Consider the following 16,287-nt stretch of genomic DNA (forward strand, 5'->3'; position numbering starts at 1 on the left):
ACAAATTTACAGCTCTCATCAGTCAAACACAACACAGGTTTTCTCTTATTTCATGGCCAATTTCGGAGTTTGTCTCGCTTGCCTAGTGCCAACATGTAAATACATGTAAATGATGTCACGCACACGGCGCACATATTCCTTCTGTACGGCGTTTCCGAAACCGGCATTAAAGCCAGCCTGGAGTGACCAATGACCGATTTTTACAACCTTGTCCCGTCGGCGCCCCAAGGGCGCTTCGATGCCATCGAACGGCCGTATTCGCCAGAGGACGTGAGACGGCTGCGCGGCTCGGTGCAGATTCGGCAGAGCCTCGCCGAAATGGGGGCAAACCGGCTGTGGCAGCTCATCCATGAAGAGGATTTCGTCAACGCGCTCGGTGCCATGTCGGGCAACCAGGCAATGCAGCAGGTGCGGGCCGGGCTGAAAGCGATCTATCTGTCGGGATGGCAGGTCGCCGCCGATGCCAACACCGCTTCCGCCATGTACCCGGACCAGTCGCTTTATCCCGCAAATGCGGCGCCCGAACTGGTCAAGCGCATAAACCGCACCTTGCAGCGCGCCGACCAGATCGAGACTTCCGAAGGCAAGGGGCTGTCGGTCGACACCTGGTTCGCGCCGATCGTCGCCGATGCCGAAGCCGGCTTCGGCGGGCCGCTCAACGCCTTCGAGATCATGAAGGCATTCATCGAGGCGGGTGCGGCCGGCGTCCATTACGAGGACCAGCTGGCTTCGGAGAAGAAATGCGGCCACCTCGGCGGCAAGGTGCTGATACCGACCGCTGCACACATCCGCAACCTCAACGCTGCGCGGCTTGCCGCCGACGTCATGGGCACGCCGACGCTGGTCGTGGCCCGCACCGATGCGGAAGCGGCACAGCTCTTGACCTCCGACATCGATGAGCGCGACCAGCCCTTCGTCGATTATGGCGCCGGCCGCACCGCGGAGGGCTTCTATCGTGTCAGCAATGGCATCGAGCCCTGCATCGCCCGCGCCGTCGCCTACGCGCCCTATGCGGACCTGATCTGGTGCGAGACTTCCAAGCCCGATCTGGCGCAGGCCAGGACGTTTGCCGAGGGTGTGCGCAAGCACCATCCCGGCAAGCTGCTTGCCTACAATTGCTCGCCGTCTTTCAACTGGAAGAAGAATCTCGACGACGCGACGATTGCGAAGTTCCAGAAGGAACTCGGCGCCATGGGTTACAAGTTCCAGTTCATTACGCTGGCCGGTTTCCACCAGCTCAACTTCGGCATGTTCGAGCTCGCCCGCGGCTACAAGGAGCGGCAGATGGCGGCCTATTCGGAACTGCAGCAGGCGGAATTCGCCGCGGAAGCCAATGGCTACACTGCCACCAAGCACCAACGCGAGGTCGGCACCGGCTATTTCGACGCCGTCTCGATGGCGATCACCGGTGGCCAGTCTTCGACCACGGCCATGCATGGATCGACCGAGCACGCCCAATTCAGGCCGGCAGCGGAATAGCGGAATAGCAGACAAACAGAGGGAACGCCCAAACGGGCATGACAACACAAGGAGGAGACCAATGGCATCGATAAGCCGCGTCAAGGAACGGGCCGAAGAGCAAGCCACCAGCATGAATGTCGACCAGCAGGCGACCATTCGCATGTTGGCGAACGATCTGCACAGGCTCAATCAGTCGGTGATGAAGGCGGTCGAGGCCGGCGTCTCGGTCGAACTGGTGCGCTCGGCACGTCACCATGGCGGCGATGGCAACTGGGGCGATCTGCTGATCCCGGTCATCGTCACACAGCGGAGCCACGACTAATGAATTCTACCGCACCGCGCCTTTTTGAACGCATGCTATCGCACCTCGCAGGCTGCGGCTCTGCCTAGTCCGGCAGAGCTGCTAATGCAACGATTTCAATGACAAGATCAGACTGAGCAAGCGCTGCAACTCCAATAACTTCCGAGGGCGGCGGGTTGTTGTAGCTGCAGTGCTTCGGGCAGTGCACCGCAAAGAATTCGTCCAAGACGTCCAAGCGGAAATTGGGGGAGCTCAGAACGCCGCCATCGGGAAATGGCCCCTTAACAAAGAAGGTCAGCCGGATGAGATGCTCGAGCGCGCTGCCAAGCTCCTCCAGATCTGATTTGATGTTGGTGAGAACTGCGCGCCACTGTGCTGCCGCGTCGCCAATGGCGCCGCCGCCGCTTTTGCCGATCGGATCGTAGTCCTCGGCCGTCGCGGTGTTTCCGGAAAGGTAGACAAACCCCTTTGCGCCGGTAACGACCGTACCCTTTCCCCATGGCATCAACCGGCCGTTTTTAAATTTCTTATGAGTCACGAGTTCCATTGTCATCTCCCGTCGCTCAAAGAGACGTGCTTAGCCAACGAGGAAGGATAGTCCAGCGAGGCGATGCGACAAGCTCGCGACAGACTTGCCTCGCCTTCATCCAACCTGCTTCAATCCGGCTACGGCTGCGAGTTGATGCGTTCGCGCTGCACAGCCAAACTTCGCTGAAGCCTGCCCAGTTGTAATGGCGACTTCTCCTTTCGAGCGGCGGCAAAGAAAAGCACTTAATTTTAATTTTAATGTTTCTTGCGATATTCTCCTGATATGCCATTTCAGCTTGACATGAGCAGCGATCTCACGCCAATTACCTCTCAAGTTTCAACCCTGCATTGAAACACTGAACAACGGCCTGCCCCGCCATGTGCCCAGCGAATCGCGAAATCGAGACTGCAAAGCAGGCGGCGTTCGTTAGCCGGGGCGTGGAGACGCGGATGCTCCCAGATTTCTCGCGGGTGCTGGTGGTCGGAAAATCACCGATCAACCGGGTCGTGGTTTCAAAGATCGTTGAGCGGTCCGGCCTCAAACCGATCTCGGAAACTCCCGAAACCGCGGCAAAGGCCTTGCACGCGCTGATTCCCGGCACTGTCGTTCTCGACGGCGGAGCGGAGAACGGTGACTGCGACGCCTTGCTGTCGGGCATCGATGCGCTGCGAAGGGCGTCAGGCAAATCGCTTCCGTTGGTGATCCTGCTCTCAGTCAAGACCGGCACTCCGGAGACCCTGGGCCTGTCGAGCGTCATCGATGCGGTGGTCGTCAAGCCGATCACCACCGAACGGCTGCAGCCGGTGATCGACCGGCTGGTCGGGCTCGGCCGCAACTGACCTCTACCGCGACGCGTCGACTGCAGACCTGATCAATCAATCTCGCCGATACGCTCGATCAGGCCCGGCAGTTCACCGAGATTGGCTATCTGGCGAAAGCGCGGTGCTGAGACCGGCGGCTCGACATGCTCCAGCACCCAGGTCAGTTCATGCGGCACGTGGATACCCCAACTGCCGGCTTCGATTGCCGGCACGACGTCCGATTTGAGCGAGTTGCCGACCATCATGCCCTTTTCCGGGCCATCGCCGTAGCGGCTGAAGATCCGGCTATAGGTGGCAGCGCTCTTGTCGCTGACGATTTCGACCGCATGGAACAGCTCGCCCAGTCCGGATTGCGCGAGCTTGCGTTCCTGGTCGAAGAGGTCGCCCTTGGTGATCAGCACCAGGCGGTAGGCGCCGGCCAGCTTTTCCACGGTCTCGCGCGCATAGGGAAGCGGCTCGATCGGATGGCTGAGCATCTCGCGGCCCGCGGCGAGAATTTCGGCAATGGTTGAGGCAGGCACGTGGCCTTCGGTGACCTCGATCGCCGTCTCGATCATTGACAGCGTAAATCCCTTGATGCCGAAGCCGTAGACCGCGAGGTTGCGCTTCTCGACCTCCAGCAATCTTGCCGAAATCCAGTCCTCCTCGGCGTGGTCGGCGAGCAGCGCGGCAAAGCGCTTCTCGGTCATGCGGAAGAACTGTTCGTTCTGCCACAGCGTGTCGTCGGCGTCGAAGCCGATCGTCGTCAGTTTGCGGCTGTGTTGCATTCGGCGTCTTCAATTGCGGCGTTGCGGGACGCCGACCCTAGACCAGGATGTTTTTATCCGGAAGTCGTTGTGTTCCCCCGGTAATCGAGGCGCACGCCAGCCGGCTCCCCTTCCCTTTCGTCGCCGGCAACGGCTATACTCCACAATCTGCAACAAATCTGGTGATTGATGCCGCCTGCAAAAAAGGAAGTCCGTCCGTCGAGCCGCGGAGGACGCGCCCGCATGCCTGCCTTCGTGAAAAACCAACGTGGCGTCAAGAACTGGAAGGAAGTCAGCGCCTGGCTGGAATGGCGCGGCATCGAAGACATCGAATGCATCACGCCCGACCAGGCCGGGGTTGCGCGCGGCAAAATGATGCCGTCGAAGAAGTTCACCTCCAACACCTCGCTTGCCCTGCCTTCGGCGGTGTTCATGACGACGATCTCGGGTGGTTATCCGGAGGACGGCAACGGCTTCCACTATCCGGAGGACGATGGCGACCTCAAGCTGATGCCTGACCTCTCGACGCTGACGGTGGTGCCGTGGGAGGAGGACCCGACGGCGGCGGTCATCTGCGACCTCGTCCACCAGGACGGCCGCTCGGTCGAGTTCACACCGCGCAACGTTCTGAAGCGCGTGCTTGCCGCCTATGACAGACGCGGGCTGAGACCTGTGGTGGCGCCCGAGATCGAGTTCTACCTGGTGCGCAAGAACCCCGATCCGGACTACCCGCTGACCCCGCCAGTCGGGCGCTCCGGACGGCCGATCGGCGGCGGCGCCGGCTATTCGATCGCCGGGGTCAACGAATTCGACGAACTGATCGACGACATCTATCATTTCTCCGAAAGCCAGGGCCTGGAGATCGACACGCTGATCCACGAAGAGGGCGCCGGCCAACTCGAAATCAATCTGCGTCACGGCGATCCGATCGAGCTCGCCGACCAGGTGTTCATGTTCAAGCGAACCATCCGCGAGGCGGCGCTGAAGCACGAGATCTATGCCACGTTCATGGCCAAGCCGATCCAGGGGCAGCCCGGTTCGGCCATGCATATCCATCAGTCGATCATCGACAAGAAGACCGGCAAGAACGTCTTTTCCGCGGAGGACGGCTCGGAGACCGAGGCCTTCTTCCACTTCATCGGCGGCATGCAGAAACATGTGCCGAACGCGCTGGTGATGTTTGCGCCCTACGTCAATTCCTACCGGCGGCTGACGCAGGCGGCCTCGGCGCCGGTCAACAACAAATGGGGCTACGACAACCGCACCACGGCCTTTCGCGTGCCACGCTCCGACCCGGCAGCGCGGCGCGTCGAAAACCGCATTCCTTCCTCCGACGCCAATCCCTATCTGGCGCTGGCCGCATCGCTCGCTTGCGGGCTGATCGGCATGACCAATAAGATCAAGGCCGATCCGCCGGTACTGACGACCGCCAATGAGGATGAGATCGACCTGCCGCGCGGCCTGCTCGAAGCCGTCGACCTGTTCGAGGCCGACGAGGAACTCTGCGCCCTACTCGGCAAATCCTTCGCAGCGACTTATGCGGCGATCAAGCGGGCGGAATTCGAGACCTTCATGGAAGTGATCAGCCCATGGGAGCGGGAGTATTTGCTGCTGAATGTGTAGTAGGGGAGTAGGGCAATATGGCAGTAGGGCAGTTAGGGCAGTAGGGCAGTAGGGCAAGGATGACGGACAAGATCGCATCGTACAGGGATCTGATCGTCTGGCAGCAAGCCATGGACCTAACGGTTGCAATCTCCCAAGTCACAAGGACCTGGCCGAAGGACGAGCTCTACGGGCTGACGGGTCAGGGGCGTCGGGCAGCAACGTCTGTGCCAGCCAACATCGCCGAGGGTTACGGCCGAGAAAGCCGAGCTTCCTACCAGCAGTTTCTCAGGATCGCCCAGGGATCACTCAAGGAACTGGAGACACACCTTCTAATCGCGCAACGGGTTGGAATTACCTCTCGCGAGGCAGTCGAATCATTGATGCCTCACAGCGAGAGCGTAGGAAAGCTCTTGCGGCTTCTCATCCGCAAGCTGTCGGCTGAATAGACACCTACTGCCCTACTGCCCTACTCCCCTAGCCGAGCATCATGACTTACCAATCCCCAATCTCCCCCGGCCGCTCCTGGTACGAGGACACGGCCGGACCAAGGCCCGAATATCCGGCGCTCGACGGCGACCGGACATGCGACGTGGTGATCGTCGGCGGCGGCTTTACCGGCCTGTCGGCTGCGGCTCATCTCGCCAAGTCAGGCGCGGATGTCGTGCTTATCGAAACGCATCGTTTCGGTGACGGCGCATCGGGCCGCAATGGCGGCCAGCTCGGCACCGGACAGCGGGCCTGGGCAGAGGAGCTGGAAGCGGAATACGGCTTTTCCTGCGCCAAGGCGCTGTTCGACCTGGCCGAAGAGGCCAAGGCGCATCTCCTCGACTTCGCCGCGGTGCACCAGATCGAGATCGACTATATGCCCGGCCAAATGTCGGTGGCGCACAAAAAGCGCTATGTCGACGACTACAAGGCGCATGCCGAGATCATGGCAAGCCGGTTCGGCTATCCGCACATCTCATTCATGGATGCCGCGGAGACAGCCGAGCGGCTCGGCTCGACGCATTATTTCGGCGGCACCCGCGACACGGGCACCGGCCACATCCATCCGCTGAAGCTGGTGATCGGCACCGCAAAAGTCGCGGCACAGGCCGGCGCAAAGCTTTTCGAGCAGACACCGTCGACCGGCATCACCTCCGGCGGCGGCAAAGTGAGGGTGACGACGCCGAAGGGCACGATCATCGCCGGGAAGTGCTTGATCGGGGTCAACGCCTATGGCGGCACGCTCGAGCCGGTGAGTGCTTCGCATATCATGCCGATCGGCTCATTCATCGGCGCAACGGTACCGCTGGGCGCCGATTCCAAAGTGTTGCCGGGTGGCGAGGCGGTCGACGATTCGCGCTTCGTCGTGCGCTATTTCCGCAAATCGAAGGATGGGCGGCTGCTGTTTGGCGGGCGCGAGATCTACGCAGTCAACGATCCCAAGGACATTCACATCCACATCCGCCGGCAGATCGCCGAGATCTATCCGGCACTGAAGGACATTGAGATCACCCATGGCTGGGGCGGCTATGTCGGCATCACCGTACCGAGAAAGCCGTTCGTGCGCGAAGTCATGCCCAATGTGATCTCGGTCGGTGGTTATTCCGGCCACGGCGTCATGCTGTCCAATTTTTTCGGCAAGCTTTATGCCGAGACGGTCGCCGGCAACCGCGACCGGCTGAAGCTGATCGAGGATCTGAAGATTCCGCCTTTCCCCGGCGGCCGGCGTTTCCGCGCGCCACTGCTCTTTCTTGCGCTCAACTGGTACGCGTTGCGGGACAGGATTTAACCAGGCGTTGCAGAATCCTTAACCAGGGCGCAGAATCCCCGCCAAGGGCGCAGTGATGCCACAATCGCGGGCGAAAGATGATGCTCGTGGGCAGCTGAACGGGGAATTTTTGCGGGCCTGCCCGCTTTTGGTTTGGGAACGATGCCGATCGAAATGCCGGCTCTCCGGCATCGGTCGTCAGAACATCGGCCCGCAAATGGAGGTGGCAAGTGTGAGAGAGCCCTTCAGTTTCGGTGCGCCGGAACGACGGCGCCTTGCGATGCAATTCGGTTACGATATGCGGCCGACGTTCTGGCACGGGGTCCGGTCGAACGCGCATCTCGTGATCGCTGCGCTTGGCACGGCAGCACTGCTCGGCGTTGCCGCAGTGGCGCTGTGGCTGGCCTTGCCGGCCAATGAACGACAGGCGGCGGCGAGCCCTGAGCAGACCGTTCCGACCATTCCGGTCAAGACGACGAAGATCATGCCTTCCAAGGTCGCTGCGGCGCCGCGGACGACGGGCAAGGCCGACGCGGTTTCCCCGGCGGTGGCCGCGGCGGAAGCCGACATACCGGCGCTGGCTCCCAACGATCCCCGCTGGACGGGACCAAAGACGGCATCGGCCGCCGCCACAGCAGCATCCGACCAACTGGCAAGCCAGACCGATCAGGCGGCCGATAAATCGTCTGCTTCGGTGGCATTCGCCGATCCGGCAGCGAAACCCGACGCTGCGGCATTGTTTGCCAAGGTGGCGGCTCCCGGCAGCTCGACGAAAAACACAGGGCCCGACGGTGCGCAGACCGCTGCCATCCCCACACCCAAGCCGCAACTGCCGACGCAGTCCGCGAGCGAAGACGACAACAGCACCAAGGCAAAATCCGGAAAAACCAATACTGCCGGTACCGGACGCATCCTGAGATCCGTCACCATGCGCACCGGCCCAAAGAAGAATGCGGCCGCCATTCTCACCGTGCCGGCCAAGACCTCGGTGCAAGTGATGAGTTGCAAGCAGTGGTGCCAGATCGTCTACAACGGCAAGCGCGGCTGGGTCTACAAGAGCTACGTCAAAACCGGGGCGTAGGACAGACAGAGCGATCGCGGCTCGGATCGCTCGCCATCAGCCGCCTGTCGCCGGATGGCCTAGGGGTTCAAATGCAACGGCCGCCGTCGACTTCCAGCGCCACGCCGGTGATGAAAGCTGCTTCATCCGATGCGAGCCAAAGCGCGGCATTGGCCACGTCAAGCGGCGTCGAAAGCCGGCCGAGCGGGATCGATGCGCGGAACTTCTCGCGGATCTCGGGTGTGTCGGCGCCCATGAATTTCTCAAGCATGCCGGTCTCGCCGGCGACCGGGCACAGGCAGTTGACACGGATGTTCTTTGGCGCGAGTTCCACCGCCATCGATTTGGTCGCGGTGATCGCCCAGCCCTTCGATGCGTTGTACCAGGTGAGACCAGGCCGCGGCCTGATACCGGCCGTGGAAGCCGTCGTCAGGATGACGCCGCCGCCTTGCCGCTCCATGGCCGGCACCACGGCAAGTGCTGCGTTGTAGATTGCCTTCATGTTGACTGACGTGATCAGGTCGAAGGTCGCTTCGTCGACTTCCAGCATGTCACCGTTGCGATGGGTGTAACCGGCATTGTTGACCATGATGTCGATGCGACCGAAAGCACTCATTGCAGCATGGACCATGTCGTCGAATTCGGACCGCAGCGAGACGTCGGTCTGGGTCCAGATCGCCTTTTCGCCGATCTCGCCGGCGACGCGCTCTGCGTCCTTGGCGTTCAGATCGGCGACAACGACCCGCGCGCCCTCCTCGGCAAAGCGCCTGGCCATGCCCTCGCCAAAGCCCGAGGCAGCGCCGGTGATGATGGCGACCTTGTTTTGGAGGCGCATGCCTTTCTCACTCATCGTTGAAGACGATCGACGACGCGTTTGGCCATGGCCATCGAAAGATGTGTGTCCATTGCCGATTTCTCCTTTGGCTTTCGCCTTGATCCCGCTCTATGCTGCACCTGCGAACGCTCCCGGAAGCATCGCTTGCCGACAAGCCTCCGGCCAGAGCCGGTGTCAAGAGCACACGCGGATGTGACGCAATGACACTGGCAAGTTTAAATCGATTAGATTATATCAGCCGCGTTATCGCGACCGGCGTCAGAGCGGACAGACCATGACCAGCCAGATCATCCCCGTCGACCCTTTCGACTTTATCATTTTCGGCGGCACCGGCGATCTGTCGGAACGCAAGCTTCTGCCGTCACTGTACCACCGGCAGCGCGACCACCAGTTTTCCGAGCCGACGCGCATAATCGGCACATCACGTTCGAAGATGACCGATGAGGAATTCCAGTCTTTCGCCAGGCAGGCGATTGCCGATCATGTGAAACCGGAAGATATCGACGCCACGGAACTGAAAACGTTCCTCGCACGGCTCTCCTATGTCCCGGCCGACGCAACCACAGGTGCCGGCTTCGACAGGCTGAAGAAGGCGATCGGCGACAGCGAACACATCCGCGCTTTCTATCTGGCGGTGGCGCCGGCGCTGTTCGGCGACATCTCGCACAAGCTGAAGGAGCACGGGCTGATCACGCCGAATTCGCGGATCGTGCTGGAAAAGCCGATCGGCCGCGATCTCGCTTCGGCGCGCGCGCTCAACGACCTGGTCGGCGACGATTTCCATGAAAGCCAGATTTTCCGCATCGACCACTATCTCGGCAAGGAGACGGTGCAGAATTTGATGGCGCTGCGCTTCGCCAACGCGCTCTACGAGCCGTTGTGGAATTCCGCCAATGTCGATCATGTGCAGATCACCGTGGCCGAGACGGTCGGCCTGGAAGACCGCGTCACCTATTACGACAAGGCTGGCGCGTTGCGCGACATGGTACAGAACCACATGCTGCAGCTGCTCTGCCTCGTCGCCATGGAGGCGCCGTCGTCGATGGACGCCGATGCCGTCCGTGACGAAAAACTGAAAGTGCTGCGGGCGCTGAAACGCATCAACGGCAACGAAGCGCCCAAGCACACGGTGCGTGGGCAATACCGTGCCGGCGCCTCGGCCGGCGGGCCGGTGAAGGGCTATGTCGAGGAACTCGGCAAGAACAGCAACACCGAGACCTTCGTTGCGCTCAAGGCCGAGATCGGCAACTGGCGCTGGGCCAGCGTGCCGTTCTACCTCCGCACCGGCAAGCGGCTGGCGACCCGCGTTTCGGAGATCGTTATCGAATTCAAGCCAATCCCGCATTCGATCTTCGGCGAGAGCGCCGGGCCGATCTCCGCCAACCAACTGGTCATCAGGCTGCAGCCCGACGAAGGCGTCAAGCAGTTCATCATGATCAAGGATCCGGGCCCGGGCGGCATGCGGCTGCGCCAGATCCCGCTCGACATGAGTTTTGCGCAATCCTTCGACGGCCGCGCGCCCGATGCCTATGAGCGGCTGATCATGGACGTCATCCGTGGCAACCAGACGCTGTTCATGCGCCGCGACGAGGTCGAGGCTGCGTGGAAATGGATCGACCCGATCCAGGACGCCTGGGAAAGCGGAAGGCAAGAGGCGCAAGGCTACACCGCAGGCACATGGGGCCCCTCGGCCTCGATTGCGCTGATCGAACGCGATGGGCGGACATGGCACGAGAGCAATTAGGCGGCGCCTACAACTGGCACGAATTTGCCGGACGCCAGGAGTTGGCGACAGCGCTTGCCGGCCACGTCGCCGGCCGCCTGTCAAAGGCGATCGCCGAGCGCGGCACGGCACTGCTTGCAGTCTCGGGCGGCACGACGCCGGCGAAATTCTTCGCGGCGCTTTCGACCGTTCCTATCGCCTGGGAAAAGGTGACGATAACATTGGTCGACGAGCGCTTCGTGCCGCCCTCGTCGCCGCGCTCCAATGCCGGTCTGGTTGCCGCCAACCTGCTGCAGAACGCGGCCGCCGCCGCGAATTTCGTGCCGCTCTACCACGCTGCGGCAACTATCGCGGGCGCAGCGGTCTCCGACAGTGAGGCGCTGCAAGTGCTGCCCTGGCCCCTCGATGTTGTTGTGCTCGGCATGGGAACTGATGGCCACACCGCCTCGTTCTTTCCGGATGCCGACAACCTGGCAAGATTGCTCGATCCGTCGTCGCAAAGGATCGTGCTTCCGGTTCACGCGGCAAGCGCCGGCGAGCCGCGGCTGACGCTGTCACTGGCGCGGATCATCAATGCCGGCTTCATCGCGCTGCATATCGAGGGCGCGGAAAAACGCACCGCATTCGAGGCCGCGCTTGGAGTTGGAACACGAAAGCCCATTCGCGCCGTGCTCGATGCAACTCAAAAGCCCGTAGAGGTTTTCTGGGCACCCTGATCTCAACTTGGCTGCAGGTCCCGGCAACAGCCGGAAGGTGTTTGCGGGACCTCGCCTGAAAGGACCGACCGCCATGACCGCAAGACGCGACATCGAAGCCATCACCCAGCGCATCCGTGAGCGCTCCAGGCCCGGTCGCGAGGCTTATCTCGGCCGCATCGCCGAAGCCTCGAACCGCACCGCCAACCGGGCCGTGCTGTCCTGCGGCAACCTGGCCCATGGCTTTGCCGTGTGCAGTCCTTCCGAAAAGGTGGCGCTTGGCGGCGACCGGGTGCCGAACCTCGGCATTATCACCTCCTATAACGACATGCTGTCGGCGCATCAGCCTTTCGAGACGTTTCCGGCACTGATCAAGGACGCGGCCCGCGAGGCCGGCGGCATCGCCCAGGTGGCCGGCGGCGTGCCCGCGATGTGCGACGGCGTAACCCAGGGCCAGCCCGGAATGGAGCTGTCGCTGTTCTCGCGCGACGTGATCGCCATGGCCGCGGCGATCGGCCTGTCGCACAACATGTTCGATGCCGCCGTCTATCTCGGCGTCTGCGACAAGATCGTGCCGGGGCTGGTGATCGCGGCGCTGACCTTCGGTCATCTGCCGGCGGTCTTCATCCCGGCCGGGCCGATGACGACCGGCATTCCGAACGACGAAAAGGCCAAGATCCGCCAGCTCTATGCCGAGGGCAAGGCGGGGCGGGCCGAACTGCTCGAAGCCGAATCCAAATCCTATCACGGGCCGGGAACCTGCACTTTCTACGGCACCGCCAATTCCAACCAGATGCTGATGGAGATCATGGGCCTGCACACGCCTGGCGCCTCGTTCGTCAATCCGGGCACGCCGCTGCGCGACGCACTGACCAGGGAAGCGACCAAGCGGGCGCTGGCGATCACAGCGCTCGGCAACGCCTACACGCCAGCCGGGCGGATGATCGATGAGCGCTCGATCGTCAACGGTATCGTCGGCCTGCACGCCACCGGCGGTTCGACCAACCACACCATCCATTTGATCGCCATGGCGGCGGCGGCCGGCATCGCCATTACCTGGCAGGATATTTCCGACATCTCGGAAGCCGTGCCGCTGCTGGCGCGGGTCTATCCGAACGGCCTTGCCGACGTGAACCACTTCCACGCCGCCGGCGGGCTCGGCTTCCTGATCCGCGAACTGCTCGACGCAGGCATTTTACATGAGGATGTGCAGACGGTGTGGGGCGAAGGGCTGCGCCCCTACGGGGTCGAGGCCAAGCTCGGCGCCGATGGCGGCGTCGTGCGCGAGGCCTCGCCGCGCCAGAGCGGCGACGAGAAGGTGCTGGCGCCGTTCAAGAAGGCGTTCCAGCCGAGCGGCGGGCTGAAAGTGCTTTCAGGCAATCTCGGCCACGCCGTCATCAAGACATCGGCGGTCAAGCCGGAGCGGCGCATCATCGAGGCACCGGCCAAGGTGTTCGACAGCCAGCAAGGGCTGAACGAGGCGTTCAAGGCGGGGTCGCTGACCGGCGACTTCATCGCCGTCATTCGGTTCCAGGGCCCGAAGGCCAACGGCATGCCGGAATTGCACCGGCTGACCACCGTGCTCGGCATCCTGCAGGACCGCGGCCAGCATGTGGCGCTGGTTACCGACGGGCGCATGTCGGGTGCCTCCGGCAAGGTGCCGGCGGCGATCCACGTGACGCCGGAAGCGGCGGAGGACGGGCCGATCGCCAGGATCCATGACGGCGATATTATCAGGCTCGACGCCGAGGCCGGAACGCTCGAGGTGCTGGTGCCGGCCGGCGATTTCGCACTGCGCCGGCCCGCGGACAGCGACCTCATAGGCAATGAATTCGGCTTCGGCCGGGAGCTCTTCGCCGGGTTCCGGCAGATGGTGGGCCGCGCCGACCATGGCGCGAGCGCCTTCGGCGTGGCGTGACTTTTTCGGCCATGAGGAAGAGCGGCTGGTGGCCGCTCTCCCTCGGATCTATTGAACCGTCAGCTCGGCTCGCGCGCCGGCCCTGACCGTTACCGCGCCTTCCTTCGAGCTGCTGTCCGACTTCTCCGAAACCACCGCGTAGTCGCCAACCGACAAGGTGGCCTGATACTTCTGGTCATAGGCGTAGCCGACCGACTTGCGGGTTCCATCGATGTTCTTCTTGGCCTCGAATATCTCGATCTTCGAGGCCCCTGGCGCGGTGATCGCCAGCACGCCGGCGTTCATGGCGATCTTCAGATCCTGATGTTCGCCAATTTTGACACTGAACGGCTGCTCGGCCACCGCGAGATCGACGGTCGCGACCATTACATAATCGTCGGGCGGCAGATCGAACTTGCTGTCGGGGCCGTAGGCATAGGTCACCTCCTGCCTGGTCCCGCCGATGTCCTTTTTCGCCTGGAACACCTTGAAGCCGACGCCAGAACCCTCGGCCTTGTCGCCACCGGCAGCATAGTAGGCGTTGGCGACGACATGCCCGACGCCGACGATGATATCCTTGTCGATGACCCTGCCGGCGGCAAGCGGGACCGTCTCGGTAACCACGCCCTGGCCGATCGTGACGGTCACCTTCTCGTCGCCGGCCGGCAGCACGACTTTCGTGTCGCCATAATAGGTCGGCGGGGTGTCGACGCCCGGATAGGCGATCACGACAGCCGCGCCGCCGTCAACGTCCGCCCCTTCGCTTGGCCGCGGGTGGATAACCAGCGTACCGGCATTCAACGTGAAGAGCGGCTTGGTGACCTGGCCAGGCTCGATCTTGATCTTCTGTTCGGCCTTGGCCTCGCCGGCGCGCGCGACGACGATATAGTCGCCCGCCTCCAGATTGCCCTTGTAGGCGCCGTATTCGGTGGCGACGGGATCGCCGCGCGTGCCGTCGGAATTCGCCTTATAGATCTCCCAGGCATTGCCGTCGGTGACGGGATCGCCACCTTCGGCAAGCACGACGGTGGGCACGAAATTGGACTCCGCCGGCTGGGCAGGCGCCGGCTGGGGAGGAGGCTCCGGGGCGGCAGCCGGTTCAGGAGCGGATGGCGGCGGCGCAACGGTCTCGACGAGGGCGTCCTGCAATGCCTTTTCATCCGATGCTTCGATATATTTGCCGCCGGTGTTATCGGCCAGGCAGGCGACCTGCTTGCCTTCGGCAGCCGTCAGGCCAAAGCCGACGACATCGACGGTGAAGTCGATGCCGGCAGCCTCAAGCTCTTTGCCGAGCGCACAGGGATCGCCGCTGCATGTCTCGATGCCATCGGTGATGAGAACGACCGTCGCCTTGTCCTCGGTGTATTTCAATGCTTCCGCCGCTTGCTTGACAGCGGCGGTCAGCGGCGTCTTGCCCTGAAATTTCAAGCTGTCGGCCGCGGCTGAGATCGCACTTGCCGAGCCTGCCTGCGGCGGCACGATGAGTTCGATGTCGTCGCAACTGGCCTTCTCGCGATGGCCATAGGCCATGAGGCCGATTTCCTCATCGGCCGGGACCGATTGCAGCACGTTCCGCAGCGATTGACGGGCGATTTCGAGCTTGGGCTTGCCGTCGATCTGCGCCCACATCGAGCCGGAGGCATCGAGAATGACGATGACGCGATCGGCGGCGAAACCGAACCCCGTCGTCCAGAGCAACAGGGCCGCCGCAGCGACGCTCCGCACAAATCCCGCCATCGAAAATCTCCCCCGTCAGTCGCCGCCGCTCGCCGCCGGAACGCTATTTGACGCCGCGTCGCGACACAAGCCCGGACGGAGTACGAAGCTGCGTCGCCTCTCTGCCAAACCCTCAATAGGTCGTGCGGCGTTCCTCGGAAGGCGGCCGGCCGAATTGCAGCCGGTAGCTCTGGGCAAAATAGGAATGCGAGGTGAAGCCGGTGGCGATTGCCACGTCGAGGATCGGCATGTTGGTCTGGCGCAGCAATTCGCGCGCCCGCTCGAGCCTGAGCCGCATGTAATAGCGCCCGGGCGTCACACTGAGATGGCGCAGGAACAGGCGCTCGACCTGGCGCACCGACAGACCCGCCGACTTGGCGAGCTGCACCGCCGACAGCGGCTCGTCGAGATGGTCGGCCATCAGCTCGACGATGCGGCGCAGCTTCTCCGACTTGCCGGTCAGGTCGCGTTCCGGGCCGACGCGCTGGCGGTCCCCGGCCGAGCGGATGCGCTCATGCTGGAACTGGTTGGCGACGCCATTGGCGAGACTCGAGCCGAAATCGCCGCGCACGATTTCCAGCATCAGGTCGATCGAGGTGGTGCCGCCGGCGCAGGTGTAGCGCTTGCGGTCGATCTCGAAGACGTTGCCGGTGCAGTTGATGTCCGGAAAGCGTTCGAGGAACCCGGCGCGGTTTTCCCAATGGATGGTGCAGCGATAGCCATCGAGCTGGCCTGCTTCGGCAAGCAAATAGGAGCCGACCGAAAGCGCGCCGAGCGCATTGCCGCGCCGGCCCCAGCTGCGCAGCGCCGCCAGCACCTTGCTCTTGCCGGGAAATTCCGTCGTCAGCCCGACCGAGACGAAAAGGATATCGACCGGCGGCAGATCGACAACGGCGTAGTCGATCTTGAGCGGCAGGCCGTTGGAAGCCATGACGGCATCGCCGTCGGCCGACACCGTCGTCCAGCCATAGAAATCGCGGCCGAGCAGCCGGTTCGCCGACCGGAACGTGTCGATTGCCGCGGCCAGCGAGAACATGGAGAACTTGTCGACCAGCAGAAACCCGAACTGCCGGCCGCCCTGAACGGGATCATTGGTGACCGGCCGTTCTAACGGAACAGTGAGGTTCGGCAAGGACGCTGCTCTC

At 62.6% G+C, this 16,287-nt stretch carries 15 protein-coding genes; 10 read left to right on the forward strand and 5 right to left on the reverse strand.

What is annotated here, in order from left to right:
- Positions 1 to 189 precede the first annotated feature (189 nt).
- Both aceA and NKI50_RS14095 read left to right on the forward strand, forming a co-directional pair.
- Positions 190 to 1,479 carry an isocitrate lyase gene (aceA, locus tag NKI50_RS14090; RefSeq protein ID WP_352716903.1) on the forward strand — a complete coding sequence of 430 codons (1,290 nt, stop codon included), beginning with the start codon at positions 190 to 192 and terminating at the stop codon, positions 1,477 to 1,479.
- A gap of 61 nt (positions 1,480 to 1,540) precedes the next feature.
- Positions 1,541 to 1,783: an SMc00767 family acetate metabolism repressor gene (locus tag NKI50_RS14095; protein ID WP_023719402.1), complete on the forward strand. Its 243-nt coding sequence runs from the start codon at positions 1,541 to 1,543 to the stop codon at positions 1,781 to 1,783.
- A 64-nt stretch (positions 1,784 to 1,847) separates the two neighbouring features.
- Here NKI50_RS14095 and NKI50_RS14100 read toward each other — a convergent pair whose 3' ends face one another.
- Entirely contained in the window at positions 1,848 to 2,309 is a 462-nt protein-coding gene (locus tag NKI50_RS14100) for a RidA family protein (RefSeq protein WP_023719403.1), read from the reverse strand.
- A 431-nt stretch (positions 2,310 to 2,740) separates the two neighbouring features.
- Here NKI50_RS14100 and NKI50_RS14105 point away from each other — a divergent pair, with 431 nt between their 5' ends.
- On the forward strand, positions 2,741 to 3,130 hold the full coding sequence (locus NKI50_RS14105; protein WP_156948085.1) for an ANTAR domain-containing protein: 390 nt from the start codon (positions 2,741 to 2,743) through the stop codon (positions 3,128 to 3,130).
- Positions 3,131 to 3,162: 32 nt separating this feature from the next.
- Here the strand turns inward: NKI50_RS14105 and NKI50_RS14110 are convergent, their stop codons facing one another.
- Positions 3,163 to 3,879, reverse strand: coding sequence for an HAD family hydrolase (locus NKI50_RS14110; protein WP_352493833.1), 717 nt, complete (start codon positions 3,877 to 3,879; stop codon positions 3,163 to 3,165).
- A gap of 168 nt (positions 3,880 to 4,047) precedes the next feature.
- Between NKI50_RS14110 and NKI50_RS14115 the strand changes: the two genes are divergently transcribed.
- The 4 genes from NKI50_RS14115 (at position 4,048) to NKI50_RS14130 (ending at position 8,297) form a co-directional block, all read left to right on the forward strand.
- A complete protein-coding gene (locus NKI50_RS14115) occupies positions 4,048 to 5,481 on the forward strand; it encodes a glutamine synthetase family protein (protein WP_352493832.1) in 1,434 nt (477 codons plus the stop codon).
- A 59-nt stretch (positions 5,482 to 5,540) separates the two neighbouring features.
- The gene (locus NKI50_RS14120; protein WP_352716905.1) at positions 5,541 to 5,909 is read left to right on the forward strand and encodes a four helix bundle protein; all 369 of its coding nucleotides are present in this window, start codon (positions 5,541 to 5,543) and stop codon (positions 5,907 to 5,909) included.
- Positions 5,910 to 5,950: 41 nt separating this feature from the next.
- On the forward strand, positions 5,951 to 7,237 hold the full coding sequence (locus NKI50_RS14125; protein WP_352493830.1) for an NAD(P)/FAD-dependent oxidoreductase: 1,287 nt from the start codon (positions 5,951 to 5,953) through the stop codon (positions 7,235 to 7,237).
- A gap of 259 nt (positions 7,238 to 7,496) precedes the next feature.
- Complete coding sequence (locus NKI50_RS14130) at positions 7,497 to 8,297, forward strand: SH3 domain-containing protein (RefSeq protein WP_245278604.1); 801 nt, start codon at positions 7,497 to 7,499, stop codon at positions 8,295 to 8,297.
- Positions 8,298 to 8,364: 67 nt separating this feature from the next.
- Here NKI50_RS14130 and NKI50_RS14135 read toward each other — a convergent pair whose 3' ends face one another.
- Positions 8,365 to 9,111 carry an SDR family oxidoreductase gene (locus NKI50_RS14135; protein WP_023719410.1) on the reverse strand — a complete coding sequence of 249 codons (747 nt, stop codon included), beginning with the start codon at positions 9,109 to 9,111 and terminating at the stop codon, positions 8,365 to 8,367.
- Between the two features lie 274 nt (positions 9,112 to 9,385).
- Between NKI50_RS14135 and zwf the strand changes: the two genes are divergently transcribed.
- The 3 genes from zwf (at position 9,386) to edd (ending at position 13,447) form a co-directional block, all read left to right on the forward strand.
- Positions 9,386 to 10,855, forward strand: a complete 1,470-nt coding sequence (gene zwf, locus NKI50_RS14140; protein ID WP_352482393.1) for a glucose-6-phosphate dehydrogenase — start codon at positions 9,386 to 9,388, stop codon at positions 10,853 to 10,855.
- Positions 10,837 to 11,550 carry a 6-phosphogluconolactonase gene (gene pgl, locus NKI50_RS14145; protein WP_352482394.1) on the forward strand — a complete coding sequence of 238 codons (714 nt, stop codon included), beginning with the start codon at positions 10,837 to 10,839 and terminating at the stop codon, positions 11,548 to 11,550. Before zwf ends, pgl begins: the two co-directional genes overlap by 19 nt.
- A gap of 73 nt (positions 11,551 to 11,623) precedes the next feature.
- Entirely contained in the window at positions 11,624 to 13,447 is a 1,824-nt protein-coding gene (edd, locus tag NKI50_RS14150) for a phosphogluconate dehydratase (protein WP_352716908.1), read from the forward strand.
- 48 nt (positions 13,448 to 13,495) lie between these two features.
- On the opposite strand, the gene NKI50_RS14155 is transcribed toward edd, so the two are convergent.
- Both NKI50_RS14155 and NKI50_RS14160 read right to left on the reverse strand, forming a co-directional pair.
- Positions 13,496 to 15,163 carry a vWA domain-containing protein gene (locus NKI50_RS14155; protein ID WP_352482396.1) on the reverse strand — a complete coding sequence of 556 codons (1,668 nt, stop codon included), beginning with the start codon at positions 15,161 to 15,163 and terminating at the stop codon, positions 13,496 to 13,498.
- A gap of 112 nt (positions 15,164 to 15,275) precedes the next feature.
- Positions 15,276 to 16,274, reverse strand: coding sequence for a GlxA family transcriptional regulator (locus NKI50_RS14160; RefSeq protein WP_023719415.1), 999 nt, complete (start codon positions 16,272 to 16,274; stop codon positions 15,276 to 15,278).
- Positions 16,275 to 16,287: the final 13 nt, after the last annotated feature.

Origin of the sequence: Mesorhizobium sp. M0563 (assembly GCF_040321065.1) — a bacterium.
In the GTDB taxonomy this organism is placed as follows: domain Bacteria; phylum Pseudomonadota; class Alphaproteobacteria; order Rhizobiales; family Rhizobiaceae; genus Mesorhizobium.

What these genes read in the sequence shown, in the direction of transcription:
- aceA (WP_352716903.1), top strand. Translation starts at nt 190, where the DNA reads ATGACCGATTTTTACAACCTTGTCCCGTCGGCGCCCCAAGGGCGCTTC.
- NKI50_RS14095 (WP_023719402.1), top strand. Translation starts at nt 1,541, where the DNA reads ATGGCATCGATAAGCCGCGTCAAGGAACGGGCCGAAGAGCAAGCCACC.
- NKI50_RS14100 (WP_023719403.1), bottom strand. Translation starts at nt 2,309, where the DNA reads ATGGAACTCGTGACTCATAAGAAATTTAAAAACGGCCGGTTGATGCCA.
- NKI50_RS14105 (WP_156948085.1), top strand. Translation starts at nt 2,741, where the DNA reads ATGCTCCCAGATTTCTCGCGGGTGCTGGTGGTCGGAAAATCACCGATC.
- NKI50_RS14110 (WP_352493833.1), bottom strand. Translation starts at nt 3,879, where the DNA reads ATGCAACACAGCCGCAAACTGACGACGATCGGCTTCGACGCCGACGAC.
- NKI50_RS14115 (WP_352493832.1), top strand. Translation starts at nt 4,048, where the DNA reads ATGCCGCCTGCAAAAAAGGAAGTCCGTCCGTCGAGCCGCGGAGGACGC.
- NKI50_RS14120 (WP_352716905.1), top strand. Translation starts at nt 5,541, where the DNA reads ATGACGGACAAGATCGCATCGTACAGGGATCTGATCGTCTGGCAGCAA.
- NKI50_RS14125 (WP_352493830.1), top strand. Translation starts at nt 5,951, where the DNA reads ATGACTTACCAATCCCCAATCTCCCCCGGCCGCTCCTGGTACGAGGAC.
- NKI50_RS14130 (WP_245278604.1), top strand. Translation starts at nt 7,497, where the DNA reads ATGCAATTCGGTTACGATATGCGGCCGACGTTCTGGCACGGGGTCCGG.
- NKI50_RS14135 (WP_023719410.1), bottom strand. Translation starts at nt 9,111, where the DNA reads ATGCGCCTCCAAAACAAGGTCGCCATCATCACCGGCGCTGCCTCGGGC.
- zwf (WP_352482393.1), top strand. Translation starts at nt 9,386, where the DNA reads ATGACCAGCCAGATCATCCCCGTCGACCCTTTCGACTTTATCATTTTC.
- pgl (WP_352482394.1), top strand. Translation starts at nt 10,837, where the DNA reads ATGGCACGAGAGCAATTAGGCGGCGCCTACAACTGGCACGAATTTGCC.
- edd (WP_352716908.1), top strand. Translation starts at nt 11,624, where the DNA reads ATGACCGCAAGACGCGACATCGAAGCCATCACCCAGCGCATCCGTGAG.
- NKI50_RS14155 (WP_352482396.1), bottom strand. Translation starts at nt 15,163, where the DNA reads ATGGCGGGATTTGTGCGGAGCGTCGCTGCGGCGGCCCTGTTGCTCTGG.